This window comes from Tsukamurella sp. USMM236 (assembly GCF_037148755.1).
In the GTDB taxonomy this organism is placed as follows: Bacteria; Actinomycetota; Actinomycetes; order Mycobacteriales; family Mycobacteriaceae; genus Tsukamurella.
Map to the genome: position 1 here is coordinate 312,948 of NZ_JBBCSS010000001.1, position 15,385 is coordinate 328,332.

The 15,385-nt window shown below is 72.2% G+C and carries 15 protein-coding genes; 9 read left to right on the forward strand and 6 right to left on the reverse strand.

The window, feature by feature from the left end:
- Positions 1-2 precede the first annotated feature (2 nt).
- Both WFK95_RS01380 and WFK95_RS01385 read right to left on the reverse strand, forming a co-directional pair.
- Positions 3-383 carry a ribonuclease gene (locus tag WFK95_RS01380; protein ID WP_336669662.1) on the reverse strand — a complete coding sequence of 127 codons (381 nt, stop codon included), beginning with the start codon at positions 381-383 and terminating at the stop codon, positions 3-5.
- Between the two features lie 76 nt (positions 384-459).
- A complete protein-coding gene (locus WFK95_RS01385; RefSeq protein ID WP_336669663.1) occupies positions 460-1,119 on the reverse strand; it encodes a TetR family transcriptional regulator in 660 nt (219 codons plus the stop codon).
- Between the two features lie 177 nt (positions 1,120-1,296).
- Between WFK95_RS01385 and WFK95_RS01390 the strand changes: the two genes are divergently transcribed.
- The 4 genes from WFK95_RS01390 to WFK95_RS01405 all read left to right on the forward strand — a co-directional run bounded on the left by WFK95_RS01390 (position 1,297) and on the right by WFK95_RS01405 (position 4,519).
- Positions 1,297-2,349, forward strand: coding sequence for a flavin reductase family protein (locus tag WFK95_RS01390; RefSeq protein ID WP_336669664.1), 1,053 nt, complete (start codon positions 1,297-1,299; stop codon positions 2,347-2,349).
- Between the two features lie 26 nt (positions 2,350-2,375).
- Complete coding sequence (locus WFK95_RS01395) at positions 2,376-3,548, forward strand: fatty acid desaturase family protein (protein WP_255604303.1); 1,173 nt, start codon at positions 2,376-2,378, stop codon at positions 3,546-3,548.
- Positions 3,549-3,572: 24 nt separating this feature from the next.
- Positions 3,573-3,941 (forward strand): hypothetical protein, encoded by a 369-nt coding sequence (locus tag WFK95_RS01400; protein WP_336669665.1) that lies wholly within the window; start codon positions 3,573-3,575, stop codon positions 3,939-3,941.
- 95 nt (positions 3,942-4,036) lie between these two features.
- On the forward strand, positions 4,037-4,519 hold the full coding sequence (locus tag WFK95_RS01405) for a hypothetical protein (RefSeq protein ID WP_224651951.1): 483 nt from the start codon (positions 4,037-4,039) through the stop codon (positions 4,517-4,519).
- 80 nt (positions 4,520-4,599) lie between these two features.
- Here WFK95_RS01405 and WFK95_RS01410 read toward each other — a convergent pair whose 3' ends face one another.
- From WFK95_RS01410 to trmB, 4 genes are all read right to left on the reverse strand, one after another.
- A complete protein-coding gene (locus tag WFK95_RS01410; protein WP_224651953.1) occupies positions 4,600-6,120 on the reverse strand; it encodes a protein kinase domain-containing protein in 1,521 nt (506 codons plus the stop codon).
- 87 nt (positions 6,121-6,207) lie between these two features.
- Entirely contained in the window at positions 6,208-9,234 is a 3,027-nt protein-coding gene (locus tag WFK95_RS01415; RefSeq protein WP_336669666.1) for an MMPL family transporter, read from the reverse strand.
- Positions 9,235-9,268: 34 nt separating this feature from the next.
- A complete protein-coding gene (locus WFK95_RS01420) occupies positions 9,269-9,931 on the reverse strand; it encodes an NYN domain-containing protein (RefSeq protein WP_224650456.1) in 663 nt (220 codons plus the stop codon).
- Positions 9,928-10,809, reverse strand: coding sequence for a tRNA (guanosine(46)-N7)-methyltransferase TrmB (trmB, locus tag WFK95_RS01425; RefSeq protein ID WP_224650458.1), 882 nt, complete (start codon positions 10,807-10,809; stop codon positions 9,928-9,930). Before trmB ends, WFK95_RS01420 begins: the two co-directional genes overlap by 4 nt.
- Positions 10,810-10,846: 37 nt before the next feature.
- On the opposite strand from trmB, the gene WFK95_RS01430 reads away from it, so the two are divergent.
- The 5 genes from WFK95_RS01430 to WFK95_RS01450 are packed head-to-tail and all read left to right on the forward strand — an operon-like array spanning position 10,847 to position 15,385.
- Entirely contained in the window at positions 10,847-11,575 is a 729-nt protein-coding gene (locus tag WFK95_RS01430; RefSeq protein ID WP_224650483.1) for an LppX_LprAFG lipoprotein, read from the forward strand.
- Positions 11,576-11,628: 53 nt separating this feature from the next.
- Entirely contained in the window at positions 11,629-13,206 is a 1,578-nt protein-coding gene (locus tag WFK95_RS01435; RefSeq protein WP_336670129.1) for an MFS transporter, read from the forward strand.
- A 40-nt stretch (positions 13,207-13,246) separates the two neighbouring features.
- Positions 13,247-13,966, forward strand: a complete 720-nt coding sequence (locus tag WFK95_RS01440; RefSeq protein ID WP_224650485.1) for a hypothetical protein — start codon at positions 13,247-13,249, stop codon at positions 13,964-13,966.
- On the forward strand, positions 13,963-15,060 hold the full coding sequence (locus WFK95_RS01445; RefSeq protein WP_224650487.1) for a hypothetical protein: 1,098 nt from the start codon (positions 13,963-13,965) through the stop codon (positions 15,058-15,060). The genes WFK95_RS01440 and WFK95_RS01445 overlap by 4 nt, the downstream gene beginning before the upstream one ends.
- Positions 15,050-15,385 (forward strand): DUF6802 family protein, encoded by a 336-nt coding sequence (locus tag WFK95_RS01450; RefSeq protein ID WP_224650490.1) that lies wholly within the window; start codon positions 15,050-15,052, stop codon positions 15,383-15,385. The genes WFK95_RS01445 and WFK95_RS01450 overlap by 11 nt, the downstream gene beginning before the upstream one ends.

A 15,385-nucleotide genomic window follows, 5' to 3' on the forward strand; every position in this document is an offset into this window, starting at 1 on the left:
GCTCAGACTCCCGTCACGACGCAGAACGAGGCGTAGTGGTCGCCCGTGTAGTACCAGTTGGGCGGCGAGGTGAGCGGCGTTCCGCCGGTGACGATCCGGCGCGCGCCCCGCGTCGACGACCCGGGCGTCGGCACCGTGTACTCGTGGTAGTAACCCGACGCCTGCGCGGGCAGGATGCCCTCGCGGTTCTGGAACACCACCCCGTCGTTCTTGGGATACGGGAAGGGCCCGCCCTGGTGGATGAGGTTCGCAGTGTCGGTGGCCTGCGCCGGGAGCGAAGAGAGGGCACAGGTCGGCAGGGCGGCGGAGGCGGGGGAGACGGTCGCGACGGTGACGCCGAGTGCCACGACGACCGATCCCGCGAGGCGGGTTGCGGTACGCATGCTCAGAAGTTAGCCGAACTAGATGATTGCGTGGTGGCGGTGCGGTGAACGTCCGGGCCGGGTTCCGACGGTGCGCCTACCGCTCGCGCGGGGTGTACGTCGCCAGGCCCAGGGCCACGACCGTGAGCTGGCGGGTGGTGCGGTCGATGAGCTCGTCCTCGTCGCGGGTGTTGCGGGCGTCGATGCGCACCAGCTCGGCGACGAAGCCCAGCATGATCGTGACGTAGAGGTCGGCGATCATGTCGAGGTCCTCGACGCTCCACTCGCCGAGCGCGGGGATCCGCGACAGGTCGTGCGTGAGCTCCTTGGCGAACAGCCGCAGTTCCACGTCGATCGCGCGCTGCAGCTCGGGGGAGCCGCCGTAGCGCTCGCGCACGAGGAACTGGAACTCCGCGTCGTTGGTGCGGGCCTGCTTGGCGACGACGCGGATCGCCTCCGCGCCGCTGGGCGCCACACCCTCGCGCCGGCCCTCGCGGAGCATGCGGCGCAGCACGCGCATCGCGTCCTCGACGAGGGTGACGCCGAGGTCGTCCATCGATGCGAAGTGGCGGTAGAAGGCGGTGGGCACGACGCCCGCCGCCTTGGCGACCTCGCGCAGCGACAGGCTCGCGAACGAGCGTTCACCGGCCAGGGCCAGCGCCTCGTCGAGCAGGGTCTGCCGCGTGCGCTCCTTGGCCTCCGCCCGCGACGGCCCCGGGGTGTGCCGTTCGACGGCGCGCGGGGTCGGTCTGGGCATGGATCCGAGTCTATCCCGCCGGGGCGAACGCGCTGCGTGCGCGGCTCGCGCCGGGGTGGAGGTCGAACCCGGCGCGGGGTCTGTGGTGGACGTCACGGAACTACTCCTTGACGGGGAGGCGACGACTGCGTGCATACTGTGAGTGTACAAGCGTGCACTGAACGGAGAAACACAGCCATGAGCCGCTTCACCCGATTCGCCGGATCCGTCATCGAGGCGGTGCTGACCCCCCACGCGGTGGACCGCTACCTCGAGCTCGTCGACCCGATGGTCACCTGGACCGACATCCGTGGCCGCGTCACCGCCGTCAGCCGGCGCAGCGACCGCACCGTGACCTTCAGTGTGACGCCCACCCGCCAGTTCGAGGGTTTCCAGGCGGGCCAGTTCATCCAGGTCAGCGTGGTGATCGACGGCGTCCGTCAGACCCGCTGCTTCTCGCCCGCCGGCTCGCAGCATCAGCCCGGCGACCTTGAGTTCACCGTGACCGCGGACGCCGACGGCCACGTCAGCAAGCACCTCCGCGAGAACCTCGCGGTGGGCGACGTGCTGGGCCTGACCCCGGCGGCCGGTACCTTCACCCTGCCCGGAACGCCCGGCGATCGCCCCGCGCGGATCCGCCTCATCAGCGGCGGCAGTGGCATCACACCCGTACTCTCGATCGTGCGCACGCTCGTGGACGAGGAGCACGACGGGGCGATCGACGTCCTGCACTTCTGCCGCGACTCCGGCGACAACCCGTACCGCGAGGAGCTCGACCGCCTCGCCCGCCGGCAGAACGTCTCGGTGACCTATGTGTACACCCGCGCCGGCGGCCGCCACCTCGGCCCCGAGCACCTCGAGGACCTCGGCGACATCGGCTTCGCCTGCGGGCCCGCCCCGCTCCTCGACACCGCGAAACAGCTGTACTCCGACGCCGGCGTCGAGCTCCGCGTCGAGGAGTTCACCCCGCCCGTGGTGGCGGCACCGTCGGGCGAGGCGACCGGCACCCTGCGCTTCACCGAGGCCGGCACCGAGGTCGACAACGACGGCCGCAGCATCCTCGACCAGGCCGAGTCGTCCGGCCTCTTCCCCGAGAGCGGCTGCCGCATGGGCATCTGCTTCTCCTGCACCGCGGTCCGCAAGACGGGCTGCACCACCAACATCCTCACGGGCGAGACGAACGACGAGCCCGACCAGCACATCCAGCTCTGCATCAGCGCGCCCGTCGGCGACGTCGAGATCGCGCTCTAGCCACCATCTTCGAAGGGGAGTCCATCATGACCGAGCACATCACCCTCACCGCCGAGCAGGTCGAGGCCATCGGCGAGCGCTTCGACGCCATCCGCACCCGCGTGGTGAACGACCTGGGCGCCAAGGACCGCGAGTACATCTACAAGATCGTGCGCGCGCAGCGCGGCTTCGAGATCGCCGGTCGCGCCATGATGTACCTGCCGCCGCTGTGGCCGCTGGCCGTGGGCTCCCTGGGCGTGTCGAAGATCCTCGACAACATGGAGATCGGCCACAACGTGATGCACGGCCAGTACGACTGGATGCGTGAGCCGGGCCTGAACTCCCGCGAGTTCGAGTGGGACACCGTGTGCCCCGCCGACCAGTGGAAGCACAGCCACAACTACCTGCACCACACGTTCACCAACGTGCTCGACATGGACCGCGACATCGGCTACGGCATCCTGCGCATGGCCCCCGAGCAGAAGTGGCACCCGTACTACCTGGGCAACCTCGCCTACGCGGGCGCGCTCATGGTGCTCTTCGAGTGGGGCGTCATGCTGCACGACCTCGAGGCCGAGCGGATCGTCAAGGGCGAGCGCAAGTGGGGCGACATCAAGGAGCTCGTCGCCGGGATGCGGAAGAAGGCGGGCAAGCAGGTCCTCAAGGACTACGTCATCTTCCCGGCGCTCACCGGGCCCCTGTTCCCGCTGACCTTCCTGGGCAACATGTCCGCGAACCTGATGCGCAACCTGTGGACCTTCTCGATCATCTTCTGCGGGCACTTCCCGTCGGGCGTGCAGACCTTCACCAAGGAGGAGACGGCCGACGAGACCCGCGGCGAGTGGTACGTCCGGCAGATGCTGGGCTCGGCGAACATCGACGGCGGCCGCCTCTTCCACATCCTCAGCGGCAACCTGAGCTTCCAGATCGAGCACCACCTGTTCCCCGACATCCCCGCCAACCGCTATCCGGAGATCGCCGCCGAGGTCCGTGCGACGTGCGAGGAGTTCGGCCTGCCCTACAACACGGGCTCGCTGCGCGCCCAGCTCGGCTCGACGTGGAAGAAGATCGCGAAGCTCTCGCTGCCGAACCGCTGGACCAAGCAGGAGCCCGAGCTCGCCGTCACCATCGAGCGTGCCCGGCACGAGGACGCCGCGTCGAAGGCCCTCGCCAAGGCGGGCTGGCAGCGCGCCGCCGAGCGTGAGATGGTGTCGGTCTAAGCCGGACTGCAGGAGGGCGCGGACGTGGGCAAACTGGAGCGGCGCAAGGACGCGGCGCAGGAGGCCGTCGAGTCGACGGCCATCCGCGTCGGCCGGATCGCGACGATCATCACCACCGCCGTCGCCGATGTCGCGCGGGAGGTCGGCGACGCCGTGAGCGATGCCCTGGAGATGCGGCAGGCGGCCAAGGCCGCCGCCGCGGACGAGGCCCGCACGGAGCAGCGGTCGGCGCCGGCCGCCCCCGCCGACCTGCCGGACCCGCCCACCGCCGGGCACGAGACCGCCTCCGACGCGGCCGCGTCCGAGGAGTCGTCATCCGACGAGAACGACTCCGGCGTGGCGTCACCCGACGCGACGGAATCCGACGCGACCGGGCCGGCCACGGACTCCTGACCCGCGCGATGGAGCCACCGTGAAGAGAACGGTGGCAGCGCGCCCCCGGCCGTGAGAAGGTTGCAATCCAACAGTCTTTCGGGAGAGGTGTGGTCGTGAGCGCAGTAGAGCAGGGCAAGGCCGTGGTGAAGACGATCCGCGGCATCATCGGCGGCCTGACGCAGGCGCGCGGCGCGGCCGGTCGCGCCGCGGACGAGAAGTCCGAGATCACCTCCGACGTCGCCGCCGTGAAGTCGGCCGGCAAGGAGGTCACCGAGGGCGTGACCAACCTCAAGTCCGCGGGCTCGAAGCTGGACGCGGACGTGAAGTCCACCGCGGCGAACGTCTCCGCCGACATCGCCGCCGTCAAGGGCGTCAAGACTCCCGCTGCGAAGCCCGGCGCCGCGGACAAGGGTGCCGCCGCGGCCGCGGCGAAGGCCGACGCGAAGCCGGCACCGAAGGCCGACACCAAGGCCGGGGAGAAGCCGGCGCCGAAGACCGAGGCCAAGCCGGGACCGAAGGCCGAGGCCCCCAAGGTCGAGGCCCCCAAGGCCGCTGCGCCGAAGCCGGCCCCGTCGGCCCCGAAGGCGAAGCCCTGATCGTCGGGAAAACGGTCGAATCCGGGCCGGGAATCCCCTGAGCGGATCGCCGGGCCGGAATCGGCCGATTCCTCGACGGATCAGGTCTCGTCGACCTCCACGCCGTAGGCGCTGACGAGGGCGGCGACGCCGTCGGTCCAGCCCTGCGCGACCGCGCGCAGCCGCAGCACCGGGCCCTCCGCGGTGTCGCGGTGGTACACCTCGCACAGCGCGGCTGCGCGCAGGCCCGGCTCGGGGGCCGTCGGGACCGCCCACGCGCCGTCCGCGCACTCGACGACCACGGCCGGCACCGTCGGGCGGGTGGGTTCCGGCGCGTCGGAGGCGACTGCGACCACGATCCGGGCGCCCCGCGGCAGCAGGTGCGGCGCGAGGACCAGGCCGGTGGCCGCGAGCTCGGCGATGCCGTCCGGGTCGCGCGGGTTGTTGTAGAAGACCAGGTGCTGCTCGCTGAGCACCCGCCGATCGCCGTCCACGACCAGCGCGAACAGGTCGCCGTCGGACCTGATCCCGGGCGGCGTCAGTAGCAGCCGCTCCTCCGCCGTCACCGGCAGGTCCACGGTCTCGCCGCGGCGGAGCTCGACCGTTGCGCCGGGGGCGGGCGCGCTCGGGGGAAGCACGGTGGTCGCGGCGTCGCCGGCGGGGTCGTCGACGGCCGGGCGGATCGTGGTCGAGGCGTAGTGCGGATCGTCGCCGGCCCCGTCGCTCTCGCCCTCGCCCGCCGGGGCCGGCGGTGCCGCTGCGCAGGCGTCGGGGGCGGACGCGGCGATCGCGGCCAGGGCAGCCGCGAACTCGCCGCTCGTCGCGAACCGGGCCGCCGGGTCCTTGGCGAGGGCGCGTTCGAAGACGGCGTCGAGCTCCGCGGGCAGGCCCGGCCCGCGGAGGTGCAGCGACGGGATCGGCTGGTAGAGATGCGCGCCCATGATCGCCGCGATCGTCGTGCCGGCGAAGGGCGGCGCGCCGGTGAGCAGCTCGAACGCGGCGGTCGCCAGGGAGTAGAGGTCGGTCCGGTTGTCCAGCTCGAGCCCGTTGATCGCCTCGGGGGAGAGGTAGCCCAGGGTGCCGACGGTCGTGCCCGTCACCGTCAGCGAGCTCGCCTCCGTCGAGGCCTTCGCGATGCCGAAGTCGACGAGCTTCACCGCGCCCACCCGGCCGTTCCGCATCCGGACCAGCACGTTCGCGGGCTTCACGTCGCGGTGGGTGATGGAGAAGTCCTCGTAGGCGTAGTCCAGCGCCGCGGCCACGCCGCTCACGATCTGCGCGACCAGCCCCAGCGGCAGCGGGCCGCGCTCGCGTAGGAGCTGCTTGGCGTCGGTGCCCTGCAGGTACTCCATCGTCAGCCACAGCCGGCCGTCGTCGAGCCGCCCGCGGTCGTAGAGGTGCACGATGTTCGGGTGCGAGAGCGGCGCCAGTAGATCCGCCTCGTGGATGAACCGCGCCTGGAACTCCTCGCTGGAGGAGACGGCACCGTCGAGCAGCTTGAGGGCGTCACTGCGCGGCAGCCTGGGATGCGCGACGAGGAAGACCTGCCCCATCCCGCCCGCGCCCAACCGATCGAGCACCCGGTACCCGGCGATCTCCAGGTCCTGGTCGTTCCCCGCCACGGTCACCGAGCCTACTGCGCGGCGACCCGCACCGGAATACGGAACGAGCCCCGATCCGTGGGGATCGGGGCTCGTTCGTCGTGCGGATCAGTCCTGGTGCGGGGGACGCTGCTGGGGGCGCGGTCCCTCACCCGTCGGGCCCTGCGGGCGCGGACCCTGCGGCCCGCCCGGGCCCTGGGGCCCCTGCGGACGCGGCGGGTACGGCTGGCGCGGACCCTGCGGCCCGCCCGGGCGCTGCTGCCGCGGCATCGGGCCGCTCGGACCCGGGCCGATCGGACCGCTCGGACGCTGGCCCTGCGGGCCGCCGGGGCCCTGCGGGCCGGGCGGCGGGCCCTGACGGTGCCGCGAGGGCTGTCCCGGCCCCTGCGGGCCGCCCTGCTGCGGGCCGCGGCCCGGAACCGGCTGCTGGTAGCTGCGCGGATCCTGCGGCGGGCGCTGCGTGGGCGCCGACGGGCGCGGCGGCAGCTCCAGCCGGCCCGAGAAGCCGGGCGGCGGGCCGGGGCGGCGCGGGCCGGGGCCGACCGGGGTCGGCCGGGCCGGACGCACGTCGGGCAGGTTCGACGGCGGATGGAGCCTGCCGTCCTCGGGCGCCGCGGCCGTCCGTGTGGCGGAGACCGGCGCACCCGCCCCGACCAGCTCCGGCGCGGCCTTGCCCGGCGCCGCGGTCGCGGGCTTGACCGACGACAGCGGGCGGCCGTCGCGAGTCTCGGCCGGCAGCGAGGTCTCGCCGAGGCCGACGGCCTCCTGGATCTTGCGCATCCAGAGCGGCGCCCACCAGGAGTCGTCGCCGAGCAGCTTCATCACGGCGGGCACGAGCACCATGCGGACGACGGTCGCGTCGATGAGCAGCGCGAACATCAGGCCGAAGGAGACGTACTTCAGCATCACCAGGTCGGAGGTCGCGAACGCCGCCGCGACGCACGCGAGCAGCACGGCCGCCGCGGTGATGATCCGGCCGGTGTTGGCCGTACCGGCGCGGATCGCCTGGTTCGTGGTCGCGCCGCCCGCGCGTTCCTCGATCATGCGGGAGATCACGAAGACCTCGTAGTCCGTACTGAGGCCGAAGACCACCGCGATCACCAGCACCAGGACGGGCGCCATCATCGGGCCGCCGGTGAAGTTGAACAGGTCGCCACCGTGGCCGTCGACGAACATCCAGGTGAGGAAGCCGAGGGTGGAGCCCAGCGACAGGAGCGACATGAGCACGGCCTTGATCGGCAGCGTCAGCGAGCCGAAGGCCAGGAACATCATCAGCGTGGTGACCACGACCAGCAGCAGCAGGAGCATGGGCAGCAGGCTCAGCATCGAATCGATGGAGTCGTACTGCAGCACCGGCATACCGCCGACCAGGAAGCCGACGCCCTTGCCCGGGTCTGCACCGTCCATCTGGATGCCGCGCAGCGCGGTCACCGCCTCGCCGACGGCCTTGGTGTCGTTCGGATCCTGCATGCTGCCGTTGGACACCCGCACCGTGACCTCCTGGCCGCGGACCTCGAGCTTGTCCGTCGTGCCCTTGGCGGTGGAGACGGCGTCGGTCGCCGCGCTGAACCGCGCGGAGTTCGGGTCCGCGGGGTTCGAGTGCGTGAAGCCGGGGATCTTGTTCGCCTCGTCGAGCACCTGCTTGATCTGCTCGTCGCTGGCATTGGTGAAGACGATCTTGACCGGCTGCCCGGTGTTGTCCGGGAACAGCTCCTGGAACTGGTCCTGCGCCTGGCGGGTCTCGTTGGTCGGCGGCAGATAGGTCTGCGAGATGCCGCCGAACTGCAGGCCGACGATCGGGATGCAGATCGCGAGCAGCAGCGTCACGACGCCGACGATCGCGGTCTTCGGGCGCTTCATGACCGCGTCGGTCACCTTGCCCCACATGCCGGCCTCGATGTTGGCCTTGGTCTTCGCCCGGCCCGTCTTCTCGGCGGCCCAGTGGATGACGCCGCCGATGAGCGGCAGGTTCCACTTGTCGAAGATGGTGAGGAACCAGTGGAAGCTGAGCGCGAAGACCCGCGGGCCGAGCACCGCGAGCATCGCGGGGAGCAGGGTCAGCGACAGGATCGCGGCGATGAACACGCCGAGCAGCGCGCCCGTGGCCATCGACGTGAGCAGGCCCAGCGGGGAGATGTAGAGACAGGCCAGCGCGGCGACGATGAGCAGCGACGACATGATGATCGTTCTGCCGGCGGTCATGACCGTGCGTCTGACCGCCGTTGGTGTGTCGTACCCCTCGTCCAGTTCCTCTCTGAACCGGGACACCATGAACAGGCCGTAGTCGTGGGCGATGCCCAGGCCGATCAGGGAGATGATCGGCCCGACGAAGAGGTTGACGTCCGTGAAATCGGCCATCACCGAGGCGACCGCCATGGCGGCGCCGATCGTCATGACGCCGATGATCATCGGCAGCACCGCGGCGACGATGCCGCCGTAGACGAAGAACAGCACGATCGCGACCAGCGGCAGCGCGATGATCTCGGCCTTCTTCTGGTCCTTCTGCACGCCCTCGGTGACCTCCGAGGTCACGGGGACGAGGCCGGCCACCTGAGCTTCGAAGACCGGCTTGTTCGCCTCCGACCGCAGGATCTCCATCAGCGCCGGCTGGATCGACACCCAGTCCTTGCCGCGCTGCGTGTCGTCCGCCGACTTCATCGGCAGCGTGAAGAAGCCCCAGGTGCCGCCGTCGGCGTCCGTGCGGGTGAACTTCTTGTACAACCCGTCGTTCGCCTGGGGCGCGCCCGGCGCGAACATCGTGTAGCTGAGGGAGCTCTCCTGCGGGTCCTTCTCGTTGAGCGGGTTCAGCTTCGCGTCCTCACCGGTCGCGAACTTCGCCAGGACGTCCTGGCGCGTCTTCTCGACGGCCTTCTCGACGTCCTCGTCGGAGATCTTCTTGCCCTCCGCCGGCTTGATCAGCACCAGGATGTCGGGCTGCATCTCGCGGCCGTTGGCCTTGTCGGTGACGACGGCGGACGCGACCGAGTCGCTGGCCTCGTCGTAGAGGCCGTTCATCTTGGTCTTGGCGCCGAGCCCGAGGAAGCCCCAGACGCCGGTCGCGGCGATGGACACGAAGAGGACCGCGATGATCGTGTATCGGAACGCGTACGTGAAGCGTCCTATAGCTGCGAACAAGCGAAAATTCCTTTCCGGTGAACCGGTTCTAGGGCTAGGCCCGGCTCGAAAGTAGCGAGGACAGGGGACGGAACGGCTGCAGCCACGCACCCTCGTCGGGCAGCGAATCGAGGCTCACCCGTGGCAGCGGCTCGCGGAACACCCCGGCGATGTCCTCGAGATCGACGAACTCCAGAGTAGGGGACGCCAGCGCCCAGGCGGCGTGCTCGCGGAACCCGAGGACGGTTACCGGTACGCCGCTTGCGGAGATCTCCTCCAGCGGCTCGCGGAAGGCCTGGCCGTCCGCGGAGGCGACGACGAGCCCGCCGAGGCCCGGCGAGTACCGCCGGACGTCGATGTGGTCGAGCATGTCCTCGTCCACGTCGCTGTCGTCGTCGACCTTGGGCTTGGCGAACACCGCGTAGCCCACGTTGCGCAGGGCCTCGACCCAGGGGCGGACCACGTCGGCGGTGCCGGGCGCGATGTTGGTGAAGACGGTGGCCTCGGGCTCGAGCCGGGTGTCCGTGTCCGATTCCAGGCCGGCCGTGTACTCGAGGAGCCAGCGGCCCAGCGCGTCGAAACGCGGGCGGTGCGCGGCCGTCGGGCGGCCGCCGAGGATCGAGCCGAGCCCCATGTCGAGGTTGGGCGCGTCCCAGACGAGCAGGACGCGCGCGGCCACGTCGGGCTGCGGGTCGGTGGGTGCGTCGAGCGGAGTCACCGCACCTCTCCTTCCTCCACGCGCTCCCATACGAACTCGTGGATCTCGCGGCCCACCTGCGCGGCCTTGTCCTGGAACTTGGTCACCGGGCGGTCGACGGAGATCGGCAGCCCGGCGTCGGCGAGCCGCGGCGGCAGCACCACGGGCCGCAGCAGCGGCTCCGAGGGTGCGGTCTCCGCAATCGCCTCTGCATAGTCTGCATGATCAGTAGCCACGTGCAGAATCCCTCCGACCCGCAGACGGTCCGCGATCAGCGAGAACATGCGCGGCTGGAGCAGCCGGCGCTTGTGGTGACGGGCCTTCGGCCACGGGTCCGGGAAGTAGACGCGGACTCCGGTGAGCGTGCCCGGAGCGATCATGTCCTCCAGCATCGCGACCCCGTCGCCCCGTACGACCCGCACGTTCGTCAGCTCCGCGCGCTGCACCGCCCCCACGAGCTGGGCGATGCCGGGCAGGTAGACCTCCACGGCCACGACGTCGTTCTCCGGCTCGGCCTGCGCCATCGCCCAGGTCGACGTGCCGGTGCCGGAGCCGATCTCCACGATGAGCGGGGCGGACCGTCCGAACCAGGCCTCCGCGTCCAGCGGATGCGCCGGCGCCGGGAAGCTCTCGCGCGCGCCCCCGGGCGTGCCGTCGGGCGCACCGTCGTCCGGGGGCGAGGCATGGGATGACGCCGGGCCGGAGCCCGGGGCTGCGACCGGGTCCACCGCGACGGGCCGGGCAGGGGGTATGTCCCGGCCGAGGGTCTCCCACCCCGTGTCCATCGCCAGCTGCTGGGCGGGGGTGAGGGCGGCGCGACGGGAGCGGAAACTGGTCACGCGGGGGTACAGCCGACGGTGCTCGGCACGGGGATCCTGGGACTGGGGCACGCTCTCCATCGTCCCAGCTTCTCGCTTGTGACTTAGCATTGGCCGCATGATCGTGCGTAACTCTCGCCACACGGCGCTCCGCCTCGCCTCCACGGTGGTGGCCCTGCTCGCCGTCTTCGGCCTCCTGGCCGCCTGTTCGAAGAGCGAAGGACAGAAGGTGAACGACGCGCCGCTGCCCGACGCGAAGACCCTGATCGACGCCTCGTCGAAGGCCGCGCGGGACCTGCACGACGTGCAGCTGGACCTCTCCGTCGACGGCACCGTGCCCAACCTGCCCGTCAAGAGCGTCTCCGCCTACCTCACCAATCAGCCGAAGGTCTCCGGCCAGGGCGACGCCGAGGTCACGTTCAACGGCACCCAGGTCAAGGCCAAGTTCGTGGTGGTCGACGCGCACCTGTGGGCGCAGTTCAGCGCGGGGCAGACCTACCAGGACATGGGCCTCGCGGCCGACATCTACGACGCCTCCGCCATCCTCGACCCGGACAAGGGCATCGCCAACCTCATCTCCTCCGTCCGCGACCCGAAGGTCGAGGGCCGCGAGCAGATCGGCGGCGTCGAGGCCGTCCGCGTCTCCGGGATCATCCCGGGCAGCGCGCTGGCCGGCATCGTCCCCAAGGCCGCGCTCGGCGACCGCCCGCTCACCTTCTGGGTGCAGGAGGCCGCGCCGAACAACCTGGTCCGCGCGAACGTCGGCTTCGACGCCGGCACCCTGACGGTGACGCTGACGGACTGGGGCAAGAAGGTCACCCTGCTCGACCCGAAGACCGCGAAGTGACGATCACCGCGGCGCCGCAGGCTCCGGGGCCCGTGCGCGGCCGCGGTGTCGCGATGGGCGCCGCGGGACTCGCGGTCCTGCTCGGCGCGCTCGACACCTACGTGGTGGTCTCGGTCCTCGAGGACATCATGCGCAGCGTCGAGATCCCCATCAACCGGATCCAGCTCGCCACCCCGATCATCACCTGGTACCTGCTCGGCTACATCGCGGCGATGCCGCTGCTGGGCCGCCTGTCCGACCGGTTCGGCCGCCGCCTCGTGCTGCAGGCCAGCCTCGCGCTGTTCATCGTCGGATCGGTGCTGACGGCGCTCGCGGGCGCGATGACGATCGCTTTCCACCTCCCGATGACCGGGATCGATGTCGATGTCACGGCCCTCGACCAGGTGCTCGTGGGCCGCGTCGTCCAGGGCGTCGCGAGCGGCGCGCTGCTGCCGGTGACCCTCGCCCTCGCCGCCGACCTCTGGTCCGCGCGCCGACGGGCCGCCGTGCTCGGCTGGGTCGGCGCGGCTCAGGAGCTGGGCAGCGTGCTCGGCCCCGTCGTGGGCGTGGGCGTGGTGACGCTGGTGCACAACCACTTCTCCTCGGTGCCCCGCGACGACGCCTGGCGCGTCGTCTTCTGGATCAACGTGCCGCTCGCGCTCGTCGCGATGGTGCTGCTACAGCTGACCGTCCCGAAACGCGCGGTGTCGAAGCAGAAGGTGGACGTGGTCGGTGGGCTGCTCCTGGCCGTCGCCCTGGGGCTGTCGGTGATCGGCCTCTACAACCCGGAGCCCGACGGGGAGAACATTCTGCCGCCGAACGGGGCGTGGCTGCTCCTCGCCGCCGCCGTCGCCTTCGTCCTCTTCGCCGTCTGGGAGCGGTTCGCCCGCACCAAGCTCATCGACACCGCGGGCATGCGGGTGCGTCCCTTCCTCGCCGCCTGTGCCGCCTCGGTGTGCGCCGGCGCGGCGCTCATGGTGACGCTGGTCGACGTCGAGATCTACGCACGGCTGGTGCTGCAGCGCGACGGTGTGGCCGCGGTGCTCACGCTGGTCCGGTTCCTGCTCGCGCTGCCCGTCGGCGCGATCCTCGGCGGCTTCCTGGCCACGCGCTTCGGCGACCGGATCGTGTCGGTCGTCGGGCTCGTCGTCGCGGCGGGCGGCTACGTGCTCATCGCGCAGTGGCCCACCGACGTGCTCTCGGCCCACTACCTGGGCTTCCTCCCGGCGCTGGACACCTCGCTGGCGATCGCCGGCTTCGGGCTCGGCGTGGTGATCGGCCCGCTCTCGTCGGCGGCGCTGCGCGCGGTGTCGCTCTCGCAGGCCGGCATCGCCTCGGCGCTGCTCGTCGTGGCCCGGATGAGCGGCATGTTGATCGGCGTGGCCGCGCTGACCACTTTCGGCTTCTACCGCCTGAACGCGATCATGGACTCGATGCCGCGGATCGCCCCGACGGGCGACTTCATGAAGACGGCCATGGCGGTCGCCCGGCAGACGCAGGAGGCCTACGGCCGGATGTTCGGCGAGGTCTTCGGCGTGACCGCGGTGATCTGCCTGATCGGCGCCGTGCTCGCGAGCTTCGTGGCCGGCGGCCGGCACGAATCGGAGCAATCGCCCACCGTCGACGACGAGGCGCTCGTACCCTCCCGGTAGGCGATCGGCGCGGGGGCGCCGATCGGGAGCGGGGGCTCTCATGGGGGATCTGTCCGTGCGCCGCGGCGCGCCACGGGTGCGGCTGCTCGGCCGCGCCGGGGTCGGGACGACGGTGCTGGGCGCGGCCCTGCGCTCGCGCGCGGTCGAGACGGCCGAGGACGACGGCGGCGCCGACGCGCTGCTCTACTGCTTCGCCGGGGGACTGCGCGCCACCGACCGCGCGGCGATCGCGGCGCTGGACGCCGATCCCGCGGGCCCGCCGGTGATCGCGTGGACCAAGGCCGACGCCGCGGGCTCCTGGCGCGCCGCCGACGAGTACGCCGTGCGCCTCGGCGAGGTTCTCGGCCGCCCGGTCGTCGCGGTCATGGCGCTGCTCGACGGCGTCGACGCGGCCGACCTGCCCGCGATCCGCCGCCTCGCGGAATCACCCCTTGCGCTGCCCGAGTCGGCGCTCGCGGCCGCGGAGGCGCTGGGCGAGGACGCCCCGTTGCTGCGCCGGTTCGGCGGCTACGGGCTGGCGTGCGCGCTCGGCGCGCTGCGCGAGACCCCGTCGATGCCCGACGAGACGCTGCTGGCCAGCCTGCGCGAGCTGAGCGGCGTGGACGCGCTGCTCCCGCCGCTCGCGGCGGCCCTGCAGGGGTACGAGGAGCGCCGGGAAGCCGAGTTCGACGGTGCGCTGCGCGCCGTCGCCGCCACGGACTGCGCGCGCCGCGACGAGGCCGAGCAGCTGCTGCTGGACAGGCTGGGGCGGGCGTCGTGACCGTGCTCGTGGCCGGGCAGGACCCGGCCGGCGCGGCGGCCGTCGCGGACCGCCTGGGCGGGGACGCCGCGGCGATCGGCGCCGACGGGGTGCCGGTGCCGCTCGGCGAGCACCGCGGCGACCACGACGCCCTCGTCTACGTGCTCGACGCCTGCGTCCCCGCCGACGCGGTCGACGCCGTCGCGCTCGGCCGGCTCCGCGCCGGCCTCGCGACGGTGCTCGCCGCCACCGGCGCCGACGTCTACCCGCACGCGGCGGACACCCTGGCGGAGTCCGGGCGGCGCCTCGGCGGCGACGTGGTGAGCGTCCAGCCCGACTCGGGCGGCGGCTTCGCCGCGCTCCGCGCCGCGCTCGCCGACCCGCCGCCGCTGCGGCCCCCGTCGGTCCCGTCGGCCCCGGACACGCACGGCACCGGCCCGGAGGCGCCGGGCGGGGCACGTGGCGCGCCGCCGAGCCCGGCGCTGGAACGGGCCGACCGCTCCGCGTACCTGCGCTCCACCGTCGCGCGGATCCGGGCCGCGTTGCTCGCGGACTCCGCCGAGGGCTTCCGGCGCCAGGAGGACGAGCCGGGGCCCGACGTGCGGCCCCGGCTCACCGCGGTCGCGGTCGCGCTGGAACGCTCGCTGCACGCGCAGCTCTGTGCCGCCTACCGCGGCACCTTCGCGGGCTGGCCCGACCCGCCGGAACCCGCCGTGCCCGTGCTGCCCCGGCCCGACCCGCCGGAGGTGCCCGCGCACCGTCGCCGGCCCGAGGACCTGGCGGTGCTGATCCTGGGCGCCTCCGCCGGGCTCGGTATCGGCCGGGCCGTCGCCGCGCCGCTCGAGGCACTCGGTGCCCTGCGCTGGCTCGCCCTGCCGATCAGCCTCGCCGTGGGGCTCGGCGCGGCGGTCTGGCTGCTGCGGGTGCGGCGCCGCTCGACCGCGCGGGCGGACCGGCGGAACTGGGCCGACGCCGCCGCGGCCGGGTTCCGGCAGCGGGTGGAGGTGGAGCTGGCCGCGGCGCTCGTGGCCGCGGAGGCCGACGCCGCGCTGCGGCTCGCCCGCGGACCGGGAACCGATCGGGAGGCCGGTGCGTCCAATGAATATGGACCCTGAATTCGGGCTGTTCGGATCGCCGGACTCCGACGCCTTCGGCTCCGGCCTGTTCGACGGGGCCGTTCCCGCCGCCGAGCCCGCGCCCGGCGGGCTCTGGGTTCACGCCGACGGCGGCTGGTACGACGTGCACGCCCTCGACACCGACGGTGACGGCATGGTCGACACGGGCACTCTCACGGACGCCGACGGCACGGCCGTCTTCACGGACCTCGACGCCGACGGGGTGGCCGACGTCTACCACCGGGTGCGCGAGAACGGCACCTTCGAGACGTGGCGGTTCGCCGCCGGTCGCTGGCGACTGATGGATAGCGGCGACATTGCTTGA